The sequence below is a fragment of the Aetokthonos hydrillicola CCALA 1050 genome, assembly GCF_017591665.1.
GTDB classification, from domain to species: domain Bacteria; phylum Cyanobacteriota; class Cyanobacteriia; order Cyanobacteriales; family Nostocaceae; genus Aetokthonos; species Aetokthonos hydrillicola.
Genome location: NZ_JAAKGC010000082.1, coordinates 1 through 25,282, shown reverse-complemented (window position 1 = coordinate 25,282; position 25,282 = coordinate 1). Strand labels below are relative to the sequence as shown.

At 40.3% G+C, this 25,282-nt stretch carries 24 protein-coding genes and 1 riboswitch; of the genes, 11 read left to right on the top strand and 13 right to left on the bottom strand.

What is annotated here, in order from left to right; translation table 11 throughout:
• Positions 1 to 593 precede the first annotated feature (593 nt).
• Together G4P69_RS28330 and G4P69_RS28325 are read left to right on the top strand one after the other, a co-directional pair.
• The gene (locus G4P69_RS28330; protein ID WP_208352782.1) at positions 594 to 1,688 is read left to right on the top strand and encodes a nucleotidyltransferase domain-containing protein; all 1,095 of its coding nucleotides are present in this window, start codon (positions 594 to 596) and stop codon (positions 1,686 to 1,688) included.
• 200 nt (positions 1,689 to 1,888) lie between these two features.
• A complete protein-coding gene (locus G4P69_RS28325) occupies positions 1,889 to 2,443 on the top strand; it encodes a glutathione S-transferase family protein (RefSeq protein WP_208344715.1) in 555 nt (184 codons plus the stop codon).
• A gap of 127 nt (positions 2,444 to 2,570) precedes the next feature.
• Here G4P69_RS28325 and G4P69_RS28320 read toward each other — a convergent pair whose 3' ends face one another.
• The 7 genes from G4P69_RS28320 to G4P69_RS28290 form a co-directional block, all read right to left on the bottom strand.
• Positions 2,571 to 3,338 (bottom strand): MBL fold metallo-hydrolase, encoded by a 768-nt coding sequence (locus G4P69_RS28320; RefSeq protein ID WP_208344723.1) that lies wholly within the window; start codon positions 3,336 to 3,338, stop codon positions 2,571 to 2,573.
• Positions 3,338 to 3,943 (bottom strand): anthranilate synthase component II, encoded by a 606-nt coding sequence (locus G4P69_RS28315; protein ID WP_208344716.1) that lies wholly within the window; start codon positions 3,941 to 3,943, stop codon positions 3,338 to 3,340. The genes G4P69_RS28320 and G4P69_RS28315 overlap by 1 nt, the downstream gene beginning before the upstream one ends.
• Before the next feature lie 39 nt (positions 3,944 to 3,982).
• Positions 3,983 to 4,435: a diacylglycerol kinase family protein gene (locus G4P69_RS28310; protein WP_208344717.1), complete on the bottom strand. Its 453-nt coding sequence runs from the start codon at positions 4,433 to 4,435 to the stop codon at positions 3,983 to 3,985.
• 102 nt (positions 4,436 to 4,537) lie between these two features.
• Positions 4,538 to 5,068, bottom strand: coding sequence for an rRNA maturation RNase YbeY (gene ybeY / locus G4P69_RS28305; RefSeq protein ID WP_208344718.1), 531 nt, complete (start codon positions 5,066 to 5,068; stop codon positions 4,538 to 4,540).
• A gap of 41 nt (positions 5,069 to 5,109) precedes the next feature.
• On the bottom strand, positions 5,110 to 5,265 hold the full coding sequence (locus G4P69_RS28300) for a DUF3285 domain-containing protein (RefSeq protein ID WP_208344719.1): 156 nt from the start codon (positions 5,263 to 5,265) through the stop codon (positions 5,110 to 5,112).
• A gap of 127 nt (positions 5,266 to 5,392) precedes the next feature.
• Positions 5,393 to 6,515 (bottom strand): peptide chain release factor 2 gene (gene prfB, locus G4P69_RS28295; protein WP_208344720.1). Its coding sequence is split into 2 segments (ribosomal slippage): positions 5,393 to 6,442 and positions 6,444 to 6,515, totalling 1,122 coding nucleotides; the frame shifts between segments, so codons are not numbered across the junction.
• Positions 6,516 to 6,670: 155 nt separating this feature from the next.
• On the bottom strand, positions 6,671 to 7,399 hold the full coding sequence (locus tag G4P69_RS28290) for a Bax inhibitor-1/YccA family protein (protein WP_208344721.1): 729 nt from the start codon (positions 7,397 to 7,399) through the stop codon (positions 6,671 to 6,673).
• An 867-nt stretch (positions 7,400 to 8,266) separates the two neighbouring features.
• Between G4P69_RS28290 and G4P69_RS28285 the strand changes: the two genes are divergently transcribed.
• The gene (locus G4P69_RS28285) at positions 8,267 to 9,052 is read left to right on the top strand and encodes an RNA polymerase sigma factor SigF (RefSeq protein WP_208344722.1); all 786 of its coding nucleotides are present in this window, start codon (positions 8,267 to 8,269) and stop codon (positions 9,050 to 9,052) included.
• Between the two features lie 306 nt (positions 9,053 to 9,358).
• Here the strand turns inward: G4P69_RS28285 and bchD are convergent, their stop codons facing one another.
• The gene (bchD, locus tag G4P69_RS28280; protein WP_208352775.1) at positions 9,359 to 11,443 is read right to left on the bottom strand and encodes a magnesium chelatase ATPase subunit D; all 2,085 of its coding nucleotides are present in this window, start codon (positions 11,441 to 11,443) and stop codon (positions 9,359 to 9,361) included.
• Between the two features lie 193 nt (positions 11,444 to 11,636).
• On the opposite strand from bchD, the gene G4P69_RS28275 reads away from it, so the two are divergent.
• The 3 genes from G4P69_RS28275 (at position 11,637) to G4P69_RS28265 (ending at position 14,960) form a co-directional block, all read left to right on the top strand.
• Complete coding sequence (locus tag G4P69_RS28275) at positions 11,637 to 12,428, top strand: hypothetical protein (protein WP_208346093.1); 792 nt, start codon at positions 11,637 to 11,639, stop codon at positions 12,426 to 12,428.
• A gap of 43 nt (positions 12,429 to 12,471) precedes the next feature.
• Positions 12,472 to 13,158 (top strand): ribonuclease III, encoded by a 687-nt coding sequence (gene rnc / locus G4P69_RS28270; RefSeq protein ID WP_208352768.1) that lies wholly within the window; start codon positions 12,472 to 12,474, stop codon positions 13,156 to 13,158.
• 658 nt (positions 13,159 to 13,816) lie between these two features.
• Positions 13,817 to 13,986: riboswitch (cyclic di-AMP (ydaO/yuaA leader) on the top strand.
• Positions 13,987 to 14,267: 281 nt separating this feature from the next.
• Positions 14,268 to 14,960, top strand: coding sequence for a universal stress protein (locus tag G4P69_RS28265; protein ID WP_310834189.1), 693 nt, complete (start codon positions 14,268 to 14,270; stop codon positions 14,958 to 14,960).
• A 68-nt stretch (positions 14,961 to 15,028) separates the two neighbouring features.
• Here the strand turns inward: G4P69_RS28265 and G4P69_RS28260 are convergent, their stop codons facing one another.
• Complete coding sequence (locus tag G4P69_RS28260; protein ID WP_208352766.1) at positions 15,029 to 15,166, bottom strand: hypothetical protein; 138 nt, start codon at positions 15,164 to 15,166, stop codon at positions 15,029 to 15,031.
• A gap of 36 nt (positions 15,167 to 15,202) precedes the next feature.
• On the opposite strand from G4P69_RS28260, the gene G4P69_RS28255 reads away from it, so the two are divergent.
• Together G4P69_RS28255 and G4P69_RS28250 are read left to right on the top strand one after the other, a co-directional pair.
• The gene (locus G4P69_RS28255) at positions 15,203 to 16,321 is read left to right on the top strand and encodes a Gfo/Idh/MocA family protein (protein ID WP_310834190.1); all 1,119 of its coding nucleotides are present in this window, start codon (positions 15,203 to 15,205) and stop codon (positions 16,319 to 16,321) included.
• Positions 16,322 to 16,618: 297 nt separating this feature from the next.
• Positions 16,619 to 16,774 (top strand): hypothetical protein, encoded by a 156-nt coding sequence (locus tag G4P69_RS28250; RefSeq protein WP_208345656.1) that lies wholly within the window; start codon positions 16,619 to 16,621, stop codon positions 16,772 to 16,774.
• 46 nt (positions 16,775 to 16,820) lie between these two features.
• Here the strand turns inward: G4P69_RS28250 and G4P69_RS28245 are convergent, their stop codons facing one another.
• The 3 genes from G4P69_RS28245 to G4P69_RS28235 are packed head-to-tail and all read right to left on the bottom strand — an operon-like array spanning position 16,821 to position 18,988.
• Positions 16,821 to 17,471: a response regulator transcription factor gene (locus G4P69_RS28245; RefSeq protein ID WP_208352763.1), complete on the bottom strand. Its 651-nt coding sequence runs from the start codon at positions 17,469 to 17,471 to the stop codon at positions 16,821 to 16,823.
• Positions 17,468 to 18,049, bottom strand: coding sequence for a S1C family serine protease (locus G4P69_RS28240; protein ID WP_208345694.1), 582 nt, complete (start codon positions 18,047 to 18,049; stop codon positions 17,468 to 17,470). Before G4P69_RS28240 ends, G4P69_RS28245 begins: the two co-directional genes overlap by 4 nt.
• 27 nt (positions 18,050 to 18,076) lie before the next feature.
• Complete coding sequence (locus G4P69_RS28235; RefSeq protein WP_208345691.1) at positions 18,077 to 18,988, bottom strand: S1C family serine protease; 912 nt, start codon at positions 18,986 to 18,988, stop codon at positions 18,077 to 18,079.
• A gap of 1,234 nt (positions 18,989 to 20,222) precedes the next feature.
• Between G4P69_RS28235 and G4P69_RS28230 the strand changes: the two genes are divergently transcribed.
• Positions 20,223 to 20,942, top strand: coding sequence for a biliverdin-producing heme oxygenase (locus G4P69_RS28230; RefSeq protein ID WP_208352760.1), 720 nt, complete (start codon positions 20,223 to 20,225; stop codon positions 20,940 to 20,942).
• Positions 20,943 to 20,998: 56 nt separating this feature from the next.
• Positions 20,999 to 22,381, top strand: coding sequence for an oxygen-independent coproporphyrinogen III oxidase (gene hemN / locus G4P69_RS28225; RefSeq protein WP_208345658.1), 1,383 nt, complete (start codon positions 20,999 to 21,001; stop codon positions 22,379 to 22,381).
• A 56-nt stretch (positions 22,382 to 22,437) separates the two neighbouring features.
• On the opposite strand, the gene G4P69_RS28220 is transcribed toward hemN, so the two are convergent.
• Complete coding sequence (locus G4P69_RS28220) at positions 22,438 to 23,976, bottom strand: serine hydrolase (protein ID WP_208352758.1); 1,539 nt, start codon at positions 23,974 to 23,976, stop codon at positions 22,438 to 22,440.
• 588 nt (positions 23,977 to 24,564) lie between these two features.
• On the opposite strand from G4P69_RS28220, the gene G4P69_RS28215 reads away from it, so the two are divergent.
• Positions 24,565 to 25,282, top strand: a 718-nt coding sequence (locus G4P69_RS28215; RefSeq protein WP_208352756.1) for an SH3 domain-containing protein, incomplete at its 3' end; no start/stop codon positions are given.

Sequence of the window (25,282 nt, the reverse complement as noted above, 5' to 3'; positions counted from 1 at the left end):
AAGTCAAACGATAGAAACCCTCCAACGAGTGCGCACTGGTTGCTGAAAACGTGGTTAATGAGAATTCCTCCAATTAGAGACTAGAGGCGCGTGTTAGTTGCCTTTTGTAGATCAGTGTGCAGAGCCATTGCCATGATAGTTATCTGAATCATAAAATCCGTTTTTCGTACCAAAGAATAAGCACGAAACAGTAAATATAAGTGTTAACACTGCCAAAATCAACTTTACATCCATATGTCTGTTGCCCTATACTATAGACTTTATGATTCTATCTAAATATAGCCATTTCTGACTTATCGGAAATTATCAGAAAATCTTTACTATGGTTCGTTAGTTTCCGCAATAAGCAAATCTACCACAACAACTCCGATTGTAGAGCTTTTCGTCAAAGCTGTCTATCTACCACAAAAGTATCGCTAGCACTGCTGTGTGGAAAAAGAATTGTATCTGAGCCTTACTCGCTCGTAGATTTGACTCAGAGTCATAAAGCATAATCCCACAACTTTCAAGACATTTAATTACAAAAATTTACATACTGGTTTGTAGTTGCGCTTTAGCGCTAAAGCGCAACTACAAACGATCTTTATAAAGAAATGAAAAGAATAGAAGTTGAACAAAGAACAATTTTTATTGGCTTGGCAGGTAGCCACGGGTACGGTTTAAATCGACCTGAATCAGACTACGACTATCGAGGTGTATTTATTGCACCCAAGAGATACTATCTAGGATTTGACCACATTGAACAAAAAGATAGTGGTTGGGACGAAGAGGGAATATTTGAGTTTTTGAATGGCAATAAAGATACAGTTATTTACGAATTAAAAAAAATAATACAGCTATTATCAGGAGCGAATCCTAATGTTTTAGAACTACTGTGGTTAAACGAATACCCTGTTTTAGATGCGGTAGGAAAGCACTTAATTAACTACAGGCAGCTTTTTTTGAGCAAGAAGGTAAAATATACTTACTCCGGTTATGCTTTTGCTCAAATCAAAAAGATGGAGACTCATCGTAAGTGGTTACTAAATCCACCACCGAAGAAACCATTACCATCTGATTTTGGGATGGAGGATAAGGAACCATTAAGCAAAGATGAGCTAAACGCTTTTTTAGAATATCTTTATATTCTAATCAGAGGACGTATTGAGTTTTTAGAAGAAGCTGAACAGCTATATAAACTGTTGACTGCTGATATAGACTTCAAAGGAGTGTTAAAACAATATACTTTACCAGATGAAGTCTTGGAATACACCCAAAATTTAACAAATAGTAGAAAAGATTTTATTCGCCTGCTTCAAAAAAGCCAAAACTATCAAGTAGCTTTAAGAGAATGGAAGGCTTACTCAGCTTGGCAAGAAAATAGAAATCCGGCTAGGGCAGAAATGGAAAGAAAGTCAGGGTTTGACCTTAAGCATGGAATGCACTGTATTAGATTATTAAGAAGTGGAGTGGAAATCTTGCAGAAAGGAGAAGTGATTGTTGACAGAAGGGTAGCTGGTGATGTGGACGATTTAAAAGCTATCCTTAAGGGTGATTATACCTATGAACAAGTGATGAAGATGGCAGAAAATTTAGTTGCTGAAATGGAAAAGATTTATAAGGAATCTATTTTACCAGAAAAACCTGACCTGGAACAAATTAATCAATTGTGTATGGAATTAGTTGAAATGCGAGGATGGAGGGCATAGGGCATGGGGCATAGGGCATGGGGCATAGGGCATGGGGCATGGGGCATGGGGCATGGGGCATAGGGCATGGGGCATGGGGCATGGGGCATGGGACACAACTTCATTCTGGCTCCTGAATTCTGGCTCCTGACTCCTGAATTCTTCTTTATCAAATTATTTGATAGTACAATTGTCTAGCTAAATTCCAGATAAGGTTTGTCATGACGTTAAAACTTTACGGTGGCGCTCGTTCTCGTGCTTCAATTATTCAGTGGTATTTAGAAGAATTGGCAATTCCTTATGAGTTTGTCAAGCTAGATATGCAAGCAGGTGAACATCGTCAGCCTGCGTACCTTGCAATCAATCCAATCGGTAAAGTACCGGCGATTGTTGATGGAGACTTTGTATTATGGGAATCGGGGGCGATATTGCTGTATCTTGCCGAGAAGTATGGCAAAACTGAACACTCACCAGAGCAAAATGCTTTATTCAGTCAATGGGTATTATTTGGAAATGCTACCCTTGGACCTGGTATTTTTATAGAAGCTAATCGAGAAAGGGAAATGCCTCGCTTGATGACTGCTTTGAATGAAATTTTTGCAAAGCAGCCCTTCTTACTCGGTGATGAATTCACTGTTGCTGATGTTGCTGTAGGATCCATCCTGGCATACATTCCCGTTATGCTCAAATTAGATTTGAGCGAATACCCGGCGGTAGTTAACTACATGAAGCAAATTTCTGAGCGTCCAGCCTTCCGAAAGACTATTGGCGGTTAGTCGTAAGGGTGTAGGGTGTAGGGTGTAGGGAGCAGGGAGCAAAGGGAGCAAGGGAGCATAAATTAATTAGTCTGTTCAGCGAGAGATACCCCATGCCCCATGCCCCATGCCCCATGCCCCATGCCCCTCATTTATAACTCAACACTTGAATTACAGTATTACTTGGTAATTTGCTGGAACTGACTGTAATAGTGTTACTATTACTACGGTTTACAGTTATGCCTTGCATGACTGTGAGGAATTGATCCACTGGTGAAATATCACACTGAGCTGGATCGGCAGCTTGTGTACGATACTGAGTGGGAATCAATATTTTAGGATTGAGTATTTGAACTGCTTGCTTGGCTTCCTGAGCATTATATGCTTTTGAACCACCACCTACAGGCACAAAAGCCACATCGGGACGCCCCATCAGAATTTTTTGCTCTATTGAAATGGGTGCTGCGGCTCCCCCTAAATGCAGGATATTTACTCCACTTTGCTTCCATTGCCAGGCAGTATTTGTACCAAACTGCTTACCACCTTTGCGATCGTGATCTATACTGATGCCTTGAAACTTGATACCTTTGAACTCGTAAACCCCTGCTTCATAAATTAATTTGGGATTTCCTGGTAACTGTTCTACGTCACCCTCATCAAGCAACTGACTGCTAATGAGCACTAAATCTGCTGCTACTTTTGGTGAACGATATCCAGCGGTACAACCAACCGTCCTAAAAGGATTTACAAGAATTTTTGTACCGCTACCGTTAAAAAGAAAGCAACTATGACCTAACCATTGAATAGATAATGAATTGCTAGATTGGGCGGTAGCTTGAAACTCGTATCCCAAGTTAGCAACCAAAGCTGTTACCAACCCTGACCCAGCATAACCTATCAACTCTCGTCGTTTCATCAATTGTGCTCTCTTGACTGTAACTGTTGTAGAAAGTTTCGCAGTAATTGCTTTCCTGAATTTGTCAGAACACTCTCTGGGTGAAATTGGACGCCTTCAATGTGAGGATAGTTCCGGTGCCGTACTCCCATTATCGTTCCATCTTCAACCCAAGCAGTAATTTCCAACACATCAGGGCAAGTCTCACGGTCTATAACTAAACTATGATACCTGGTTGCGGTCATCGGATTCTCTAATCCTTGGAAAACACCGATACCAGTGTGATGTACCTGAGAAGTTTTACCATGCATGAGTTCGGGGGCAGAAACAATTTTCCCCCCGAACACTTGACCGATACTTTGATGCCCCAAGCAAACACCTAAAATAGGGAAGCTGGGGCCAAGTTGTGATATTAAATTTAAGGAAATACCAGCATCCTCTGGACGACCTGGACCAGGAGAGATGACGATCATGTCGGGTTTTAGGGCGACAATCTCATCTATGGATATTTTATCATTACGAAAGACCTTGATATCCGATGCTACTGGAAAATCTACAGCCAGTTCTCCTAAATACTGTACCAGGTTATAAGTAAAACTATCGTAATTGTCTATTACTATAATCACACCTTATCACTCCTATCGTCTATCAATCATTACCCATTTTTACTCGGATAGAATTAAGGTAATAATTGGAGGGAGTAACAGTGTAGCAGCTACCAGTACTGCAACCAACGAAGAAATTAGCACAGCCCCAGCAGCGCAGTCTTTGGCTATTTTTGCTAATTCATGGTATGTTTGCTTAACTGTAAGATCCACGACAGACTCAATAGCTGTATTTAATAACTCCAACGCCAAAACCAAACCACTAGTTATGCCGATAACTGCTATTTCTACTGGTTTTAAATGTAAAAAAATGCTTAAGCCTATTGCTAGAGTGCAAACACCTATGTGAATGCGGAAATTACGCTGAGTTTGAAAAGCGTAGATAATTCCTGCCCAAGCATACTTAAAGCTAAGGAATAGGCTAGAAGCAACTTGCCAGGAATATTCTCGTTCCTTTTTAATAACTGTTTCTAAATGTTTAGGTGTTGCTGGCGAAGAAACATGTTGGGGCATAAGCATAAAAAGGTTACAGCAAAGAGGTGATGGTACTTTTGGTCGGTTTTGTTGATGCAGTTATCAAAAAAATAACACTTAAAATATTTATCTAGGAGATCCCTATTCTACGTCAATAGAAATACCTACGTGTTCCAAGAGGACGACCTGCTGTCTTAACATTTTGCTCAGACTCCTTTCATCTGGATGATCCCAACCTAGCAGGTGCAATAAACCGTGAGATGCTAACCAGGCTAGCTCTGTTTGCAAAGGGTGATTTTGCTGTGCAGCTTGGCGCTTAGCTGTATCCACAGAAATCACAATATCACCAAGATACAATGCTTCACAAGTGAGCATTTCTAGTGTCTGAGGATAGTCTACCTCTAGCGCTGCAAACGATAAAACATCTGTTGGCTGATTTTTATGTCTATACTGAGCATTGAGCGATTGCATTTCAGTATCGTCTGTTAACCGCAGCCCTATTTCATAAATTGGTGCTTCTTGGGGAATATCAAATTGTAGTGTATCTAGCCAGCGTTCAAACCAATTCTCCCAAGTTTCGACGCTAATTTCAACACCAGTATCATCGCCGTTGATAGTTTTCGGTTGCTGAAACTCGGCGAACCGATCCTGTACATATAATTCAACTTGCACTTTTCCTCACACACCGTTGTTTAGATTTTTGGTTATTCTACCTAGCGAGTTAAGTAGGCAAGACCTACAAGGACAACTAAAAGCCCTACAGTGGTCAGCATAAAATGCTTTAAGGATGTGCCACCCTTTTGTACCATGTTTCGCATAGCGAGTTTTACGTAGCTGGGTTGAGGTTCCCTTGAGTCAGAGTTGGTCATGATAATTTTTATAAACTTTTTTTATACTGTAACAGTTTCGCCGCCAGACAAGTGCCATTCTAGCAATTTGGCTGATTTTTGGATTTTCGATTAAATTCAATCGAAAATCCAAAATCGAAAACGCAAACTATGCAGAAGCGTTTTCTACCAACTGATTTTCTTGTCGTAGATAGGCTTGGATGAACGTGTCTATCTCACCGTTCATTACGTCCGCGATCGCAGTCGTCTCCATATTAGTACGTAAATCCTTTACCATCTGGTAAGGATGAAAAACATAGTTACGGATTTGGTTACCCCAAGAAGCTTCCACCATATCGCCTCGAATTTCGGCTATTTCTTTGGCGTGTTGTTCTTGCGCAATAACCAATAGCTTTGCTTTTAGACGGGCAAGAGCCTTCTCTTTATTTTGTAGTTGACTGCGTTCTTCAGTACAGCGCACAGCAATTCCTGTGGGAATATGAACAACCCGCACTGCTGTTTCTACTTTGTTGACGTTCTGTCCTCCCTTACCTCCAGATCTGGATGTGGTAATTTCCAAGTCTTTCTCTGGAATTTCAAGTTGCACAGTATTGTCTATTTCAGGCATGACTTCTACGCCAGCAAAACTAGTTTGCCGCTTACCATTGGCATTAAAAGGAGAAATCCGCACTAAGCGATGAGTACCTGTTTCAGATCGCAAGTAACCATAGGCATAGCGACCAATAATTTCTAAGGATGCCGATTTCAGCCCTGCTTCATCTCCTTCAGAAAGTTCTACCAAGTGAACTTTGTAACCTTTGCTTTCTCCCCAACGGGTGTACATTCGCAGCAGCATTTCTGCCCAGTCTTGAGCATCAGTTCCACCAGCACCAGCATTAATTGTTAGGACTGCACCTTTCTCGTCATATGGACCAGAGAGTAATTGCAACAACTCCCACTGGTCAAGTTCACTATTAAGTTTGGTAATGGTGGATTCTGCTTCTTGTAGTAGTCCTTCATCAGTTTCTAACTCCAACAGTTCCAATACTGCTTTAGAGTCTTCTAAACTAGCTTTCCACTGATGATATTGCTGAAGATGATCCTTCAAATTGTTAAGTTCTTGCAGTATTCCTTGGGCTTGAATTTGGTCATCCCAGAACTCTGGCTGCGCCGAAATTTGTTCTAAATCTTGAATTTTAGCAGTAAGTGCAGGTATGTCAAAGATAGTCCTGGGTTTTACCCAGGCGGCTCGACAACGTTTCAATTTCTCTTTTAAGTTCTAATACTTCCATAGTGTTTCTTTATGATACTCCCTCTCAAAAATAGCACGGCAGGAGGGAGCAGGGGAGCAGGGAGGCAGGGGAGCAGGGGAGCAGAGGAGCAGGAATTAGTCCAACCCCTATGCCCTATGCCCTATGCCCCATGCCCCATCCCCCATGCCCAACTCTTAATCTCGGCTATTTATGGCAATTAGCAAACGTAAAATAAAGATGAACAAGTTAACGTAAGTCAAATACATTGACAAAGCAGCAGGTAGGTACTGGTCGTCGCGGTACGTACGTGGGAGTATGTAGAAATCAACTACAGATACGCCAGCAAATAGAAACACGCCTAAACCGGAGATAGCAATTTCCAACCAAGTAGGAGTGTAAACACCAAATAGAGCAAACACAAACTGGGTCAAGCAAACAACTACCAAGGCAATGACGCCGAGACTAATTGTTTTTGACAACGCCATACCGTCTTGCTCAGAGAGATTCGAGCCAATTTGACGGGCGACGATAAAGGTAACACCACAACCAAGGGCAGCAAAACCAATGCCTGGTATACCGACATTAGGGGTTTTAAGTGCTACGTAGACTAAACCACTGATAGTATATCCAGACAGTAGACTGTAGGTTGCTAATAGGGGTAGTGCAAGACTTTTATTTCCCTTTTCAGCAACGTTTTGGGCAACGAAGAACAAAATGAACTCTACTATCACTGCACCAATGAATGTAGGAAAGAATAGCTGCGGGTTAGCACGGATAATGCCAAGTCCACCATAAGTTCCCAATGCAGTTAATAACAAACCACCACCTACGTAAGGTAAAGCATTGGAAATCACATTCGGACCAACAAGAGCCTGTCTTTTCGCTTCACGAATCGCTTCACGGAAGTTGCTTGTATTACTCATATTTGACAATTGTTTTTTGTCGAAGTTATGTTACTGACTTTACATTTTAACGAAACTTGTTTGTCAGCTTTCTTTAGATATTATATAATCTGGACATTTTTTCTTCTAGGAATTGTAAATAATTTCTCCGGAGAGAAAGTATCGTTCTGAGGACTGGCAAATTTACAACTACAATAAATTTTCTACAAGAGGAAAAACCGTCACTTCTAGATCCCCTCCTCTGTTTATGCAACTAAGTAAGTTCATTAAATGGATTCCAGCCCTTTGAGAGTGCGAACAGGATTAGTGGAAACACAGAACAGGAAAAAGAATTAGTTTCGAATATTTGGCTGGAAGCTCCTGAAGTTAACTATTCAGTGTAGGCTGTAGAGCCAGTTCTTTAGCTGAGTTTACTGGCGTGGCAATCTGGCGTTTAAACGAAGGAAACCCGAAAAAAATCGTCAAAATCTTGGATTTTGTTCCTCAACCCTACCTACGCAATTTAAGGCTGTTCCTTCTTAAACAAAAAGCGCTCCCCAGGTATCAGGCAAGGTAAAAGAATTGTTTAAGAACGGTTACTTAATAACCTTTAGAGTCTAAAGTTGTAAGGGGAAGCGTTGTTCCAATACAAATTTCTTGATTGATTTCCCTTGGACACGTATACTTATTGAATCTTAACCATTCAAATTGAATTCAGTTCTCTTCAACCAAAACCTGAATAAAAGCATAACCGTATAAATGCTGATATTTGAAATAAGACCCCTAGATAAGTTCAGTAGAACGACGATGGTTTCTTCTCCTTCTCTTAAGGAAAATAATTTCAGATTAAATAAAGGTTTAGCCAACTCAATAGTTTTGATAATAACGAGTTGCCACTAAGGATTTTTTATGACATCAAATCAGTCCTCTGTGCGGGCTGATGGTATGGAGTTATTGCGCTTGTACCATCAGAATCCCTCTATTAAACTGCGTAATCAACTTGTCCAGTTACATACTGGCTTAGTCCGCAAAATGGCTCATAAATTTAGCCATCAATGTAACGAACCTTATGAAGATCTAGAGCAGATTGGTTATTTTGGTCTAATTAGAGCAATTGAACGTTTTAACCCAAGCCAAGGGTATGCTTTTAGTTCCTTTGCTGTTCCTTATATTCGAGGCGAAATGCTGCATTTTTTGCGCGATCGCAGCACTTTACTAAAAATTCCTCGTCGTTGGCAAGAACTCTATAACGAGGGACAAAAGGTTCGTAAAGAATTGGCAATGACGTTAGGACGCGCCCCCAAAGATATAGAAATTGCAAACATTCTTCAAGTATCACTGCAAGAATGGCAAGAAACAAAGCTAGCGGCTCAAAACCGTCTACCTTTGAGTTTAGATGCCACTGTAGTTCACTACGTTGATTGCCAAATAACTTTAGGAGAAGCACTTCCCTGTCCCCGTTCTGTTGCATTTCAGCAACAAGAAGAAGAACGACAACAACTTCAAGGGGCTATAAATATGTTGGAGGAAAAACCCCGTATGGCTGTTGAAATGGTTTTTCTAAAAGAGCTTTCTCGCAAAGACGCCGCTAAAAAAATCGGTACCAGTCCCATGACTGTAACACGGTATTTACAAAAGGGCGTTCAGGATCTTATCTGTATGTTACAACAACCGGCTGTAGCGGCTGGATCATAATATTGATATTGGGAGGAGATTAGTTAATAATTGCTCAACAAAACGTAAACATATAAAGATTTATAGAATGCTCTTTCTTACAGCTATATAGCGAAACGCCACCCCAAGGCGAATCGCTAAAGCTTCTGAGAAACAAGGATTTAAATCCACCCTTGATTAAGATGGTCAAAGTATTGTAACAGTAGGAAAGCCACAGCCAAACGCTGAGTGAAACTTATAACTACGACCTTCATAATGTAGTTGAGGTTTTATGAAAGCTCTTTGACTAGGAATTATAACACAAAACTTTTTTGTTAGGGAAAATCTCTAACGAGATTTTAAGTCAGCGATCGCGCCCCTTGTCATGGCAGCAATAGCTTTATCAGTTGCTTTCGGTAAATGGTAATATTTACCCCCAGATGTATTTGCTAACTCCTTAGCAAACCCAGTGGAAACAAATTTACTTTCCGTATCAATAACCAACAATTGGATTCTTAAAGCACGGATTCTTGCAGCAATATCTAACAATTCCGCTTTAATATCTGGCTTTTGTCCTGGTTCTACTGGTTCACCTAAAGAACGTGCTAAAGGAATATTACCTCGTCCATCGGTAATCGCTACAATCACCACTTGCCCAATATCTCCACTTATAAGAGCATTTGAGCCGACACGTACAGCTTGAGTTAAACCATGAGCTAGCGGCGAACCACCACCACAAGGCAATCTTTCCAAACGGTTTCGAGCTAAAGCAATGGAACGTGTGGGAGGTAATAACACTTCTGCTTGCTCTCCTCGAAAGGGTATCAAAGCCACTTGATCGCGGTTTTGATAAGCTTCTGTTAACAACTGCATCACCGCGCCTTTAGCCGACTGCATACGGTTTAGTGCCATTGAACCAGAAGCATCTACCACAAATACCACTAAAGCTCCAGCTTTTCTTACTAAGCGTTTAGCACGAATATCTCCCTGCTCTACAAACACGCGCTTTTCAGCGGAGGGGGAAACGGCTACACCAGAAGAATCACCGGAATTTTTTGCCTGCCTTGCACGTCGTGCTTTTTGATACGGGGCTGCTGCTCTAAGAGTCGCATCTACAGCAATACGTCTAACTTTTCCTTTAGGCAACATCGGTTTAACATAGCGCCCTCGATCTTCGGAAAGAATTAAACTACGACTGCCAGATTTACCGAGCCGTTGTGCCATTTGAGCAAAATAAAGCACACTAGGATCGAGAATAACCCCTTCAGGATCAAAAATAAATTCTTCTGGAATGCTCGGTGGTTCCTGTTCTTGGTTTTCTTCTTGATCCTGTTGTTCTTCGTCGTCGGGTTCGTCTTCTGGTTCTTCCTGATTTTGTGGAGGTGGTGGAGGTGGTGGCGGTGTTTCTTCTTGGGGTGGTGGTGACTGCACAACTGTTGCGCGTGGTACGATCACCAACTCAACAGCATGTCGTAAATCTTCAGCATTGACTTGTGTACGTCCTTCTAAGGCTGCTGCTGCTTTCGCGACCCGTACAGCAAATAACTCCGCCCGATGTCCCTGCACCCCAGCCCTAACTGCTTCATTTACAAGGTATGCAATTTGTTCTTTTGTGAGGCGAACATCTTTTAGCCATTCTCGTGCTAAGATTATCTGCGTTTTTAGGGCATCTATGTCTTCTGTATACTGCTGGAGAAATTCTTGTGGGGAACGGGAGTAGGCGATCGCTTGCTCTACTGCTTCTACTCGCTGATCTAAACCCAATACACCATCCGCGCTAAGGGCGATGGCAATTCTATCTAGCAAATGCTCTCTCAATGACCCTTCTTCTGGGTTATAAGTACCAATAAATAATGGTTTACATGAATGCTGAAAACTAATACCTTCTCGCTCGATCTGGTTACGTCTTTCAGATAAGACTGCTAAAAGCTGATTAGATATTTGGTCATCTAATAAATTGATTTCATCCACATAAAGAACCCCTCTATTTGCCTGTGCAAGCAAACCTGGCTGAAAAACAGTGTCTCCTTGTTTTACTGACTGTTCAACATCCACAGATCCAAGGAGTCGATCTTCCGTAACTCCTAGAGGAATTTGTACAAAAGGTGCTTTGATAATTTCGGTTTCCAGTGTAGCTTGGGCATCTTGCTCGCCCAAATCGCTAAGATGTGTTAACAGTTCGTCATCCCATTCTTCAGGATGGTTAGGATCACAGTTGCTGATAGAACCCTTAACAACTTCAATTGGTGGGAGAAGAGCGTGAATTGCACGCGCCATGACAGATTTTGCTGTACCACGACGACCTGCAATGACAACTCCCCCCAAACCCGGATCTACCGATGCCAGTAGTAAAGCTAGTTTAATTGCTTCTTGACCAACTACGGCTGTTAGGGGAAAGGTTGTGTTGATAGGGGTGGTCGTAAGCGCAGGCATAGTGTTTATAATTATGGTCTAGGCTTTTAGCATATCAAATCTCACCACACTGTATCTAAGATTTCAAGACCGTATATTAGTAAGTTGACAATTAATCACAAGATATGTTAAGCAAAATTTAAGGCTGGAAGTATAAAATTTAAGATTAAAAGAAACGAGAGAACAACTTAATATAAATATATAAAACTTAATTATGGAATTCATACTTACCAGTGATTTTCAGACAATAGCTACTGAGATTGCATCTTTAGTATTCCCAAAAACTCAGTTCCAAGTTTTATCTAAAGAAATCGGAGTAGGAAATGTAGCTATTACTTTCAAAAATCCTAGAGATTTTTCAGACAATTTTAGAATTCGATTTTATCCTAAACTCAAAACGCTAACCGTTTCTGGGTATTCCCAACAGGGAATAGTTCATTTTAATTTTTATGCTGAGAATAATAATAATTGTGAATGGCGCAATGGTGGCGGGTCTAAAATAGATAGGCCTTCTTGCGTTGGAGAAAGATTTGAATTTTTGGCTAAAAAATTTTACCCTTTTTTACAAGAATTTTTTCTAGGTGAGGTTTTTGATAACTTCTTTATTTCTCGAGAGTTTGAAAATGCTGCAACAGAGGTTGCAACTCAGGCTTTTCCTGGGTTTGATTTCAGCTTGAGCTATTCTAAACAAAGAAATAAGGAGCTTTATTTAAGTTTTAGAGGTGCGAGAAATATTAAATTAAAAACATTAAAAATTCCCACAAAAGTACCTCTTACGCCAGAATCTATCTACTTCAATATTGATTTTCGCAGTCATGCAAAATGTTTAGCTATTGACACAGTTTGGGAAGGTGAGCAATATTTACTTTTTTATAATTCCATCGGAAATTTATCTTGGAGTACCTTGCTATTAGAAAACATAAATTCTCCGGCAAAATTTGGCAAGGAATTTGAGAATATAGCAGTTACAATTTATCCGATTTTACAAGAGTTTTTTCCCGGATGAATTATTAAATAGCTTGTGAAGATAGTTAAACCTATTGATGCTAATGCACAAACTTCTCGTCTTCCAAAATGAAGAGCTTCTTTACCGTGCGCTTACTCACCGTTCTTATGTCCATGAAAATCCTCAAGCGGGTGAACACAATGAACGCTTAGAGTTTCTTGGTGATGCTTTACTAAACTTTTTGAGTGGCGAGTATCTGTATTGTCGTTACCCAGACAAGGGAGAAGATGAACTAACTCGTCGGCGTTCAGCACTGGTTGATGAGAAGCAACTGGCAAAATTCGCGATCGCAATAGGGCTAGACTTGAGAATGAGGTTAGGTAAAGGCGCTATAAGAGAAGGAGGCTTTCAGAATCCCAATTTGCTCAGCAGCACATTTGAAGCGATCGTTGGTGCTTACTATCTAGACAATAACTTAAATGTAGAGGCACTTCGCGCTGCTGTCGAACCACTATTTAACTCTGTACCCGAAAGCATTGTTGAGTCTCGCTCACATGTAGACTGTAAAAATCGCCTTCAGGAATGGGCACAGCGCAACGTTACCCTCACGCCGCCTAAGTATATCACAATCCAAGCAGGTGGTTCTTCTCATGCTCCAGAATTTGCTGCTAAAGTCTTTATTGACGAAAAAGAGTACGGCGAAGGAAAGGGACGTAATAAAAAAGAGGCAGAAAAGGCTGCGGCTGAAGATGCGCTAGCTAAGCTGAAACAACAAGGATTGCTAACTTAGGTGATGTTCAGAGGGGGTAGGGTGTAGGGATTTTAGGAAAACATTGCTACTCAGTGTATACAAAATTCAATAATTTAATTTTGGTGCTACTAAATTTTTTTTCACGTGCTTTACTTATTTCAAGATTTGGTTAAAATAACAAAAGATAAGCCAAGAAAGTTAAAGCACTCACTGTACAGCAAGGATAGGGCTAGTTGATGGTTAAAAGTTGTTGTTGGTAGGTTGGCAACAACTAGTTTTTCAATAGAAAACCTATGCCAAGAGTCTAGGCATAGGTTATCGTCGAATATAGAGGATGAGTAAGCTCAACGATGATGATCTATATGAAGAGATTTAGATGTCTTTTAGTATTGTCTTGCTGACCGATAGGTCAACAGCTAAGATTGGAGAAATATTCAGAGGTACGGTTTCCTCTTCCACGCGTTAGCCAAACTCCTCGGGAGAATGTTCATTCTACCATGTGAGGCTGAACATAACTTTATCAAGGTTGCAACTCTACTCCAGATTTTCTCAAGTGGTATTTTACTTAAGACAAGTAGAATTCAGTTGACAGAGCCTAGAATATTCCAATTTGCATAGGAATTGAGGTATCAGTGTGTAGTAAAATAATTAACAACTAGCAAGAAACGATCAACAACTAAATAGTAAGTGGGTAGCCTAATTCAAATTCCCAAATATTTGGGTTTTGAAGCGGAGGAACCAATTTCAGGGGCTAATCTTCATTAAAGTGAAGATTTAAGAAGAAATGCTTAAGTCTTTTAACTTTAGTGAGAGAGACACCTTCCAGTCTTAGTCCGTCAGCTAACTCCGTAGGCAATGGAAGGAACTCCCAAAATGGCTTTAATAGCAGTTGTTATTGGGGTTTCCTTTACTGATTTTGGATTTGAGATTTTAGATTGAGGTTTTTGTCGTTTAATCCAAAGTCCCGCCACGCGCTTATAGATCATTTTGTTGGGAAACCCTAATGCGGATTGCCTCTACTAGGTACCCTCTCATTAGTCCACGCTTACTCAAGCTTTCCCCAACCAAACACGGTGGCTCTGAAATCCAAAATTGGTTAATAACCTGCTTCTCCTTTGTTATTTGTTCATTTCAGAGAAGTAAAAGCTGTGAATATCAAGCCAATTTTAGTGCGTCTACAAAACGCAATAGGTAGAAATGACTTAATTGAGCAAATGGTGCTGCATACAGTCCCCACCTCACCTTTGTCTCAAAGAGATCAATCAGACAAATCAGTAAATTTAATTGTTGGCTATAATAGCTCTCCGAGAAGTCATACGGCTTTGGATATCTGCTTATTGATTGCTCACCAAACACGTTTAGCTACAAAGGCGCATGTCACAGTTCAAATTGTCTATGTATTAGAAGACAATCATCAGCCTGATTGGGAGGATATTTTGTCAATTAATGAAGTTCCTACCAGCAATACATCAAGCTATCAGACGCCATCGTACCCTCCAGAAAACCTCTTATCTACAGGAGCTAGTACAGGCGTTCTTAATCAACTAGAATTGCAGCCAAAGGCAACTTATAGAAAAATTAAATCGACAGAGCAGTTAACCCAAGCAGAGTATATTTTACGACAAGCAATGTGTTTAGCTGAGGAATGGAAGAGTTCCTTTAAAGCTCACTTGCGGTTTGGTAGCGTGGCTCAGGAACTTACGAAAGTAGTAGAAGCAGAAGCAGCTTCTATGTTGATCATTGGTTGTAACTCCGTTGCCCATCCTCTAGTCAGAAAGTTAGGTTCTCGTATGCCCTGTCCAGTGCTAGGTATACCTAATTGCGTCGAGCAGGAAGTGTAAGGGACTGCGGCATGGGTACTGAGAGAACCTCTTAAAAATTAGACAGGTCAAATCCCCTTCAATTTTCTTTAATACTCCAATACCCAATTCCTAATCCCCAATACCCAATACCCAATTCCTAATCCCCAATACCCAATACCCAATACCCAGTCCCCAATACCCAGTCCCCAATACCCAATGCCCCATGCCCAATCTCCCAAATTCATGTTATTATTAGCTCCATCTTTTAGGTTTTATTGTTTGTGAACAAAGCATATGCTCAGCTACCTATTGGAATAGCGGTTGTAGGAACTGGATTTGGGCAAAAAGTTCATATTCCAGGTTTTCAAGCGCACCCTCAAACAAGGGTAGTTGCTGTGTATCATCGCAATATAGATAAAGCCAAAGCGCTCGCACAAGCTCACGATATCACCTACGCCTGCGATCGCATTACCGATATTGTCTCCTTACCAGAAGTTCAGGCTGTCAGCATTTCTACGCCGCCATTTTTGCACTACGAAATGGCAAAAACAGTGTTGGAAGCAGGAAAACATTTATTACTAGAAAAACCTGTAACACTGAATGTCGATCAAGCAAAAGAACTCTACCAGCTAGCACAAGAAAAAGGTGTGATAGCTACTGTAGACTTTGAATTTCGCTTCGTACCAGGATGGCAGCTTTTTTATGAACTTTTGTCACAAGGGTATGTGGGCTCTAAACGCTTGATTAAGATTGACTGGTTAGGTTCTTCCCGTGCTGATGCTACACGTCCCTGGAATTGGTATTCAAGACAAGACCAAGGAGGTGGTGCATTAGGTTCCTTAGGTTCCCATAGTTTTGATTACATTCACTGGTTATTTGGCTCTGTTCGTAGATTAAATGCTCATTTGAGTACCGCTATTCAACAACGACCAGATCCTGTAACAAAAGAATTAATTTCAGTGGATAGCGATGACACCTGTATGGTAATGCTAGAGCTAGCAGACGGTACACCTTGTCAAATTACCATTAGTGCCGTGGTTCACGCAAAGCGTACTCATTGGCTAGAAGTTTATGGCGATCGCGGTACTTTAGTACTAGGAAGCGAAAATCAAAAAGATTACATACACGGATTTCATGTTTGGTCTTCCCAACCAGGCTCCCCTTTAACCGAAGTAGAAATTCCTAATCACCTATTATTTCCCAAAAATCATGCCGACGGTCGTGTTTCTGCATTTATCCGCTTGGTAGATCAATGGGTACAAGGAATTTCACAAAACGAAACAATAGTGCCATCCTTACGGGAAGGTATTTATTCTCAGTTATTGATGGATTTATCTCACCAATCAAATAAAACATCAAAATGGGTTGATGTTCCAAAATTGGAAGAATTTATAAAATAGAAAATAGGAAGTCAGGGATAGAAAAAGAGAGTCTTTCCCAATACCCAGTCACCAATACCCAGTCCCTAATCCCCAGTACATCATCAGTTTTTTTAATTTTCAATTACAAAAATCCTTAATTACCACATTCATCTTCTACTAGGAGTGGGTGGTATGATGAGGAAGCTAAGAAAACATAGCCCAATTCACCCGATTGGGTGACCTAACGGGATGAAGTTTAATCATTGCTATCTCAAATATTCTAGATAGCAGAGAGCAGTTAGCTTATAAGGAAAAAGTTTACTCCCACACAAACCTATGAGCAAGCAAGAAAAAGCAAATATAAAAATAGCATATCAAGCAGCGGCAGAACTTGCCCACATCATAGCTGTTGGTTTAAGTTCACCAAAACAAAATCAAACAATAGAAGAATGTGAAGAATTCTTCGACAAAGATTCAACAAAACCAAGTTAACCAATTTGCAGAATTCCCCTCCCTACTTCTAAGAAGTAGGGGTGATTCATAGCATAATTAATCCCAGCCTTACTCCAACAGTTGCAGCCTCCGTGCGAGTCGAAACGCCTAGTTTTTGAAAAATCGATGAGATATGAAACTTAACAGTATGCTCAGAGATATTTAACTTTTTGGCGATCGCTTTATTACCCAACCCAGAACCTAGCATTTGTAAAACCTCTATTTCCCGAGGTGTCAACGCTTGCACAGGATTAGTTAAAACTTTGCGGTTTAGACTTGACTCTTTGAGAGGAAGTAAATACTCCAGAACATCCGGATGTAATACAACCAGTCCAAAAGCCACCGCCTCGACAGCAGCAAGAATCTCTGATTCTGTACTTGTTTCTGGTAATATTCCCTGAACGCCAGAACGTAGAGCTGTTTCTATATCAATGTTGTCGATTTCATCAGTAATTACGATAAATGGGGCTGAATATTGCTGTTGTTGTAAATAAAGCAATTTTTCCCATACAGATTGTTGAAAATTGGTACTTAAATCAAGTAGCACTACATCGGGTTGTGATTCTATACTCTCAGTCTCTAGTGAGTCTAAATCCGGCACACTACTGATTAAAGTTAATTTGGGATTGGCTGTCAGCATAGCCGACAACCCTACCCTTAGTACTGGAGAAGCAGCAACTACCAGCACCCGAATCATGTCACCCCCGTAATAAGATGCCCGCCTCGTAAAAAACGTTCCACGACAAAGCTGGGTATAGCGACAGCCAAGCTGTTGACAATCATCGTGTTGATTCCAACAACTTGACCAAGACAGTTAGCAAGCGGACCACCGGAGTTACCTGGAAACAGGGTTATATCAGCTAACACTGCACGCTGAGTACTAGCATGAATAATCCCAGTTGTCACTGCACCCCGATCGCTAAACGGATTACCCACTGCTAAAACTAATTCGCCTACTCGTAACTTATACGCATCACTAATGGTTACGGGTATTAAATCAGTCGCAGCTATTTTTAAAGCTGCTAAATCCTGTTGTGGGTCGAAATGTATACGCACTGCATCAAATACTCGACCATCCCATAGTTCTACAGTTGGGGTATCGCTGATGGCGACATGAGCATTGGTAATAATAATTGCACCTTCTTCACCAGAAGACCGCCAAATCACACCAGAACCATCACCCCACCTGCGAGATCTGACTTTCACAGTGCTTTGGGATAGTTTTTGTGCTACTGATGCTAATTCATTAGCTATGTTGGTAAATGTTGTAGTCATGTGTTGGTTTTTGCGCGACAGGAAAAATTACTTCTCATTCACAGGGCGTTCGCCTATTGTGATTGTTAACTCAACTAAGGTACCTCCCCGTACTATTTGTAACGGGACAGTTTTACCAACGCGATCGCTGCTATTGAGAAGTGCCAACACATCAGCCGTGTCGTTTAACAAAGTACCATCAAACTTCACCAACACATCTCCAAGCAAAACCCCAGCATTCTCAGCAGGAGCATTTGGTTCCACGTTGACGACAATCACCCCACCAGCAGAAGTTAAATTCAGTGCTGTTTTTAGATTGTTCGGTAACCTTACAGGTTGCATCCCCAAACCTAAGTAACCCCGTGCAATGTGTCCCTTTGCCAGAAGTTGATTAAGAACCCGATTTACTGTAGCGGCTGGGATAGTTAGAGCTGTACCCCTCCTTCCTGATGTGTTCATACCCACCACATAACCAGCCGCATCAACGAGTGCTCCACCAGCAAAACCTGGGTAAAGAGTGATGTCTGGACGAATAAATTGGTCTATATTACCACCACTCATGCTTCGCCAAGCATCACCAACAACACTTACCGCACCCATAGATACACGGATATCACCCTCGCTACTTCTTGCTAATCCAAGTACTAAATGACCAACCTTAAGCGTTGTAGCGTCTCCAATTTTCGCGACAGGAAGTTCCACACCCTGAAGTCGGAAAACAGCTACATCGGTACTAGAATCATAACCTATGAGCGTAACTGGTACGTTTCTACCACCTGATAGGGTAACAGTTATTTCCTCTTGGCGATGGAGTGACTCAACAGAAGTAACAATTATCCCATCACGCCAGTGAATCCCGCTAGGTGAAAAACGTCTACCACCGTTAACTGCAACAACAGAACTCCCAGCTTGCTCCACAGTGTCGGCTAGATTATTAGATAAATCCAGTAACGAGGACATTTCGCTTCTCCTTTTTTTCTAGATGCTCACATGCTGTCATTTTTGCATCAGTAATTGCATCAGAAAAATGGGGAGAATCTATCCTAGAAAAATGGCTAGTACCGCAAGGCGGAATTCAAAATTCTGTTAGGAATACAGTAAGTAGGGTGTGTTAGGACGAAGTCCGTAACGCACCATTTCAAGGTTTTTATATAATAAGTAAGAACTCTTACTTTTTTTATCTTTACTTTTAAAATACCCCTAAATAATATAAAAAACCCCGGTACTTATACCAACTCTGGAAAATACATTGCACTTTCATGTAACCCTTTATCGCGCTGAAGTAAGCGATAGGGTAGAATAAGCGTGCATGTTCGCAGAGTAACGGTATTTAACCGGGGAATGAATTATTTTGACACTCTTGCACTTGATTTATATAGTACCCATTTTAAAAAAAATCTAACTGCCAAAATGCCGAGATGTGGGTTTTTGATGTCTATTAAGATTAAATCTCATTTAGATTTCCTACTCAGGAGCTTGTACTATCATTTTGGGAGTTAGTAACGTCTCTATATAGAAGCGCTATTAGTGTTTGTACGTACTTAATTGCTGACTACTTGCTTATAGATGCTGTGAAAATAAACTTATGCACCTGAAGGCTAGAAATAGGAAAAAAAATACCAGTTAAGGATAATTGTAGGTTGGGTTTCACTACGTTCAACCCAACAAAATCCTAAAAATGTTGGGTTTCGTTCCTCAACCCAACCTACGCAATTTTAAGCTTTAGGCTTTAACCGAACGGTATTGGGAAAGCATCGTCTCTAATAGTTACAAATTTAACGTAAATCTAACTTAATTTATTGCTGAGTAGTAAAATTTTATACTGTTATTACTACCAAGTTTTTTGTAGAACGATTCTTTTACAATATATTTGTAGAAAGCTTATGGCTGTTATTCCCTAAAGTTAGCTTTACTTAATACAAATAAAAGCTGGTATATATAGGAATCCTATTTGATTTGGAAAATTTTAATGTACGCGACTCATATAAAATTGCTATAGTTCAATGATGGTAGTAAACCTAAACATAACTTGGCTCTATAGGAGCAGGAAAATGCTGATGTAGAATGTCGCGTAAATATTTTTACATCAATTTTCTGTGGTTTTGTCGCGTAAATCCTGATATCAACTGCAAGCAGGTAAAACACTAGTTTGATCTGCCATGAAATATTGTCTTGGAAGAGTAAGGAATTGACGATGAGTAGCAATCTAGCCATCAAGCTTCGGACTGGAACGCAACAATCTCATACAGCAGCAGAAAATGTGGGATTAATGAAATGTTTTCTTAAGGGAATTGTAGATAGAAACTGCTTTGCTAAGTTTTTATCTAATTTGTATTACATTTACAGTGAATTGGAGGTAGCATTAGAGAACCACCGAAATCATCCAATAATCAGCACACTCTACTTTAGCGAACTCAATCGCAAAGCTGCTCTGGAGAAAGACTTGAAGTTTTATTATGGTGAGGATTGGCAATCGCATCTCACACCCTCACAAGCTGCTCAAAATTACATCAACCGCATTCGTGAATTATCAAATACTGACCCTGTATTATTGTTAGGACACGCCTATACTCGCTATATGGGTGACCTTTCTGGTGGTCAGATGTTGCAAAAACTGGTGCAATCAGCTTTAAATCTTTCCGGTTATCAAGGCACATCTTTTTATAATTTTTCACAAATTCCAGACAAGATAGCATTTAAGGAAAAGTACCGTAAAGCATTAAATTCGTTATCTATTGATGATGTAACACAAGAAAAGATTGTGGCAGAAGCTAACAATGCTTTCGAGCTTAACATGCAGATGGCTCGGGAGTTAGAAACAAATTTAATTCAGGTTATTGGTCAAACTATGTTTAATTCTCTAACTCAATCCGATAACTCTGGTAGTACCTCAGTCGATGTAACTAATAATTAAACGTTACGTCCTTTACTAATCTCCTCGTATATACTCGTTATTCCTAAACAAACTCGATGGTTTTTCACTTCCCTGGTGTCAAATTTGATCTAGACAAAATCAAGAAGTACGATACTCCTACACCTAGATACACTAGTTATCCACCAGCTACTCAGCTAACTAGTCAATTTACAGAAAGCGATTTTCAAGCTGCGATCGCCGCATCTAATCAAAGGAAATCTCCGCTTTCTTTATATTTCCATATACCCTTTTGCCAAAGCGCTTGTTTCTTCTGTGGCTGTAATGTAGTCATTTCAAACAACAAAAATATTGTTGAACCCTACCTAGATTATTTGGTTCGCGATATCAACAAAACAGCCTCTAAACTTTTACCCGATAGAAGAGTAGACCAAATCCATTGGGGTGGTGGAACACCGAACTATTTGACTATTGAACAAGTGCAGTTTTTGTGGAAAGCCATCAATCAAAACTTCACAATCAATCCCGACGCAGAAATTTCAATTGAGATTAATCCGCGCTACGTGGATAAAAGCTACATTTTCTCTCTCAGAGAAATTGGTTTTAATCGAATTAGTTTTGGTGTTCAAGATTTTAATCGCCAAGTCCAAGTCGCTGTCAATAGAGTCCAGCCAGATGAAATGATCTTCGACGTTATGAGGTGGATCAAACAAGCTAAGTTTGAGAGTGTTAATATAGATCTTATTTATGGTTTACCCTATCAAACTCTTGAAACGTTCCAGGAAACGATAAAAAAGACCATTCAATTAGATCCTGATAGAATTGCTGTTTTTAATTTTGCCTATGTGCCGTGGATAAAGCCTGTGCAGAAGAACATTGCCCAAGATGCACTACCAGCACCACAGGAAAAGTTAGAAATTTTGAAAATGACTATAGAGGAACTTACAAGTAGTAAGTATTTATTCATTGGGATGGATCACTTTGCCAAACCTGGTGATGAACTGGCGATCGCACAACGTAATTCTACTCTTAAACGGAACTTCCAAGGCTACACCACTCAACCACAAACTGAACTCTTTGGTTTTGGTGTTACATCAATTAGTATGCTAGAAGATACTTACACCCAAAACCACAAGGAACTAAAAGAGTATTATCGGGCAATAGACGCTGATATTTTACCAATTAGTAAAGGTATAAAACTGAGTTGCGATGACATGATTAGAAGGGATATCATCATGCATATCATGTCGAATCTTGCTCTAGACAAGCAAGATATAGAGCAAAAATATAACATCAGTTTCGACAACTATTTCTTTCATGAACTAGAAAAATTGGGCTGTCTAGAAAAAGATGGATTGGTCGAGTTATCAACCAAGCATATCAAAATCACAGACATTGGTAGATTATTGGTCAGAAATATTGCTGTTATTTTTGACACATATAAGACAACCCAAGACAAAAAATTCTCTCGCGCAATTTAGTACTCTCTATCCAGGTATAAAGCAAAAATCAAAAAATGATTTTTTTTGATTTTTGATTACTGTTTAATCGAATGTGAAGAACTTCCTTGGGCGACTGGATCATGAGTGGTGTCTGAGGAACTGATCATGCGGCTATAAACGAGACGAGACATTTTTGGAAAAATACTTTCGTCTCGGGCATATGCTTTATCAGAACCAACAATCGCTAAAATGTACGATTTTCGATGATCTGGTGTCTCGACTAATGCTACTTCATACCTCGTACGAGAAGTCCACCCCGCTTTAGAATATAGATGAGCACCAGTGTTAGCTAAAGATTGACCAAAAAAACCTCTAATAGGGTTGAAGTCCATATATGTTGATGTATTCCAAACGCTGGGATTTAAATCTCTTTTTAACCACCCGCACATTTTTTTGCTAGCTTCTTCTGAAATAGCCTGTTTTGTGTAACATATTTCGTACAGCAGTCTAGCAGCGTGTTCTGTTGTAATTAGATTGCGAAAAGGTTTAGATGGCTGTCTGAGAATTTGTTGTATCCGTAAGTCATTACTTCGTGGCTCATTAGCTCTGAGGTACGAAATTGGAAAAGTTTTTTGACTGATAATAATATCTTTATAACCTGCTTGTTGGAAAAATCGGCTCACTTGTAGGCGTTTATTGATCCACTTACGCAATTCTTCACCTCGAAGGGTTGGTACAGATTCTGTCTCCGTAATTTCGTCAAGAATAAAGCTTGCTGCTTCATTATTAGATTCCTCGATCATCTTGGAGATATATGGATTAAATGCTTGTTCTGAAGCCCACAAACCTTTGTCTATCTGGGCGTATAAAGCTACCATCCAAAATATCTTGACCACACTAGCGGGATATTTCAGTTTTTGTGGTTGATAACCTGCTGTTTCACCTGTTTTTGGATCTATCAAAGTAATTGATAAAGATTGTTTGGGAAATCTTTGTGCAGAAGCGAGAGCTACAACCTCATTAACTATTGTTTGTAGTTGATGGCTTGATGTAAAATGAGGCGGTGTGTGAATATTATAAGCAATTTCTGAAACATCAGACTTTGGTAGACGAGCAGGAATCGGCAATGATTGCGCGATCGCCCAACTAGGACGTCTCGGAGAGTGAAAAGGTGTTAACTTTAGGGTTGACTCAGGAGTTGGAGAGATAAGCTGTGTCGGAGTGGGAACGATAACAGGATCACTTTTTAAACGAGTTAGCCCCCTGCCAACATATAATATCAATCCGAAAGACACTGCACTTACCGTACTCAAAACCAGCAACTGAAAAACCTGCTTGATGGAAAGCTGGCGTTTATACCGCCTGCGTTTTACTTTCTTTACAGGTGGTTTTGATGATCTATTTTTTAGAGGTAGATCAGGATTGCTCTCTAAGGGTAAATCCAGCACCTTCTTCTGGACTGGGGCGTCTACAACTCCAGTACTATATTGAAGGGTTTGTATCGGGTGCTCTTGAGACTCTGTTTTTTCTCGTTGCAACTCATTGATGATTCCGTAAGCACGTTCTAGTTCTGCTTTTAGTTGGGCAATTTGTTGGTCGCGATTATCACATGAATGACGTAGATGTTCACTCATCAGTTATACCTGAAGAAAAAGCATGTTGTGTATCATACACAACTTCTAGAAAGAAAAGCTAATAGATTTGACTAAATTTGAGGATTTTATAGAAAGCAGTCAGGAGTCAGAATGAGTACATGAATTTTGTCTTAGTGGGGGAGCGTGGGAGAATAAAGATCTCACTAGCTCTTTCTTGAGGGTGATGCAGTTCTGTAAGTTATATACTGGTGTCTGCCTGGCTTGTAACAGTAATGTTGCATGATACCAAACATCAAATATTTTTACAACGCAAGTATCTATGGAGTGAAATTATATCAACCGCTTTCAACAATTTTTATGTCTCAAATTTAACAATAAAAAACACTAGAATGCTGTTCTTAATTTGTAGTAATTAAGCTGTCACAATTAATTGGAATTTTTTATCAACAAATATTAAGAAATAATGGTTAAATATAATTACATAACAATTATTTCAATTGCTGTGACTATGTCTAGCGTCCCACCTTAAACCCTAATACTCAGTACAGTTACCAAAAGCACATTAGCAATTGATATCGTCACCAACACCCTTTGTTCTTCATCCATATATATAGTTAGGAGTGCATTATGGAATATCTTGGTTACGCAAATATAATACGTGCCAACAATGGAGAAATCATAGATACTTCGTGTTATCTACCACCATTAAAACTTGATCTGAACAAAAACTTTAAGTCTGCGTGCTTAGGTTTTGGAGGCATTGGAGTGTTGCTGACGCTTACAGCCCAACCTCAAATAGCTTCAGCTTACTATGGGCGTCCAACTTACTATGTTCGTACAAATGGTAGCTGCCTAAATGTTCGTAGATATCCTAGCTTGCACGCTCCGGTAATTGATTGCCTCAGCAATGGTACACAACTTCCACCAATTATCTTGGAGAGGCACGGCTTTGTACAACTAGCTTCAAGGCATTGGGTTTCTGATTATTGGATTAGTAAAACACCCGGGTGTCATCGATGCTACGATAAATCAAATTATTATCACGGTGTTGGCGGTGAGTATCCTAGCTATTTTAAACACCATCGCCACAAATACCGCCGTTACAAAGACTATGACTATAGTTCATACTACCCGAAGCGAGATTATGACTACGACTATACCTCGTACCGTCCAAAACGGGATTATGACTATAGTTCATACTATCCGAAACGCGATGATGACTATAGTTCCTACTACCCGAAACGCCGCTCCCCTGAACTCCGTCCCTACCCGTCTCCGAACCACCCCCCCCCTCCTCCCCCCCCCCCCCCCCCCCCCCCCCCCCCCCCCCCCCCCCCCCCCCCCC

Excerpts from the sequence above, each read along its gene's own strand:
- G4P69_RS28330 (WP_208352782.1), top strand. The coding sequence starts at position 594 with ATGAAAAGAATAGAAGTTGAACAAAGAACAATTTTTATTGGCTTGGCA.
- G4P69_RS28325 (WP_208344715.1), top strand. The coding sequence starts at position 1,889 with ATGACGTTAAAACTTTACGGTGGCGCTCGTTCTCGTGCTTCAATTATT.
- G4P69_RS28320 (WP_208344723.1), bottom strand. The coding sequence starts at position 3,338 with ATGAAACGACGAGAGTTGATAGGTTATGCTGGGTCAGGGTTGGTAACA.
- G4P69_RS28310 (WP_208344717.1), bottom strand. The coding sequence starts at position 4,435 with ATGCCCCAACATGTTTCTTCGCCAGCAACACCTAAACATTTAGAAACA.
- G4P69_RS28300 (WP_208344719.1), bottom strand. The coding sequence starts at position 5,265 with ATGACCAACTCTGACTCAAGGGAACCTCAACCCAGCTACGTAAAACTC.
- G4P69_RS28290 (WP_208344721.1), bottom strand. The coding sequence starts at position 7,399 with ATGAGTAATACAAGCAACTTCCGTGAAGCGATTCGTGAAGCGAAAAGA.
- G4P69_RS28285 (WP_208344722.1), top strand. The coding sequence starts at position 8,267 with ATGACATCAAATCAGTCCTCTGTGCGGGCTGATGGTATGGAGTTATTG.
- bchD (WP_208352775.1), bottom strand. The coding sequence starts at position 11,443 with ATGCCTGCGCTTACGACCACCCCTATCAACACAACCTTTCCCCTAACA.
- G4P69_RS28275 (WP_208346093.1), top strand. The coding sequence starts at position 11,637 with ATGGAATTCATACTTACCAGTGATTTTCAGACAATAGCTACTGAGATT.
- rnc (WP_208352768.1), top strand. The coding sequence starts at position 12,472 with ATGCACAAACTTCTCGTCTTCCAAAATGAAGAGCTTCTTTACCGTGCG.
- G4P69_RS28260 (WP_208352766.1), bottom strand. The coding sequence starts at position 15,166 with ATGAATTTGGGAGATTGGGCATGGGGCATTGGGTATTGGGGACTGGGT.
- G4P69_RS28250 (WP_208345656.1), top strand. The coding sequence starts at position 16,619 with ATGAGCAAGCAAGAAAAAGCAAATATAAAAATAGCATATCAAGCAGCG.
- G4P69_RS28245 (WP_208352763.1), bottom strand. The coding sequence starts at position 17,471 with ATGATTCGGGTGCTGGTAGTTGCTGCTTCTCCAGTACTAAGGGTAGGG.
- G4P69_RS28240 (WP_208345694.1), bottom strand. The coding sequence starts at position 18,049 with ATGACTACAACATTTACCAACATAGCTAATGAATTAGCATCAGTAGCA.
- G4P69_RS28235 (WP_208345691.1), bottom strand. The coding sequence starts at position 18,988 with ATGTCCTCGTTACTGGATTTATCTAATAATCTAGCCGACACTGTGGAG.
- G4P69_RS28230 (WP_208352760.1), top strand. The coding sequence starts at position 20,223 with ATGAGTAGCAATCTAGCCATCAAGCTTCGGACTGGAACGCAACAATCT.
- hemN (WP_208345658.1), top strand. The coding sequence starts at position 20,999 with ATGGTTTTTCACTTCCCTGGTGTCAAATTTGATCTAGACAAAATCAAG.
- G4P69_RS28220 (WP_208352758.1), bottom strand. The coding sequence starts at position 23,976 with ATGAGTGAACATCTACGTCATTCATGTGATAATCGCGACCAACAAATT.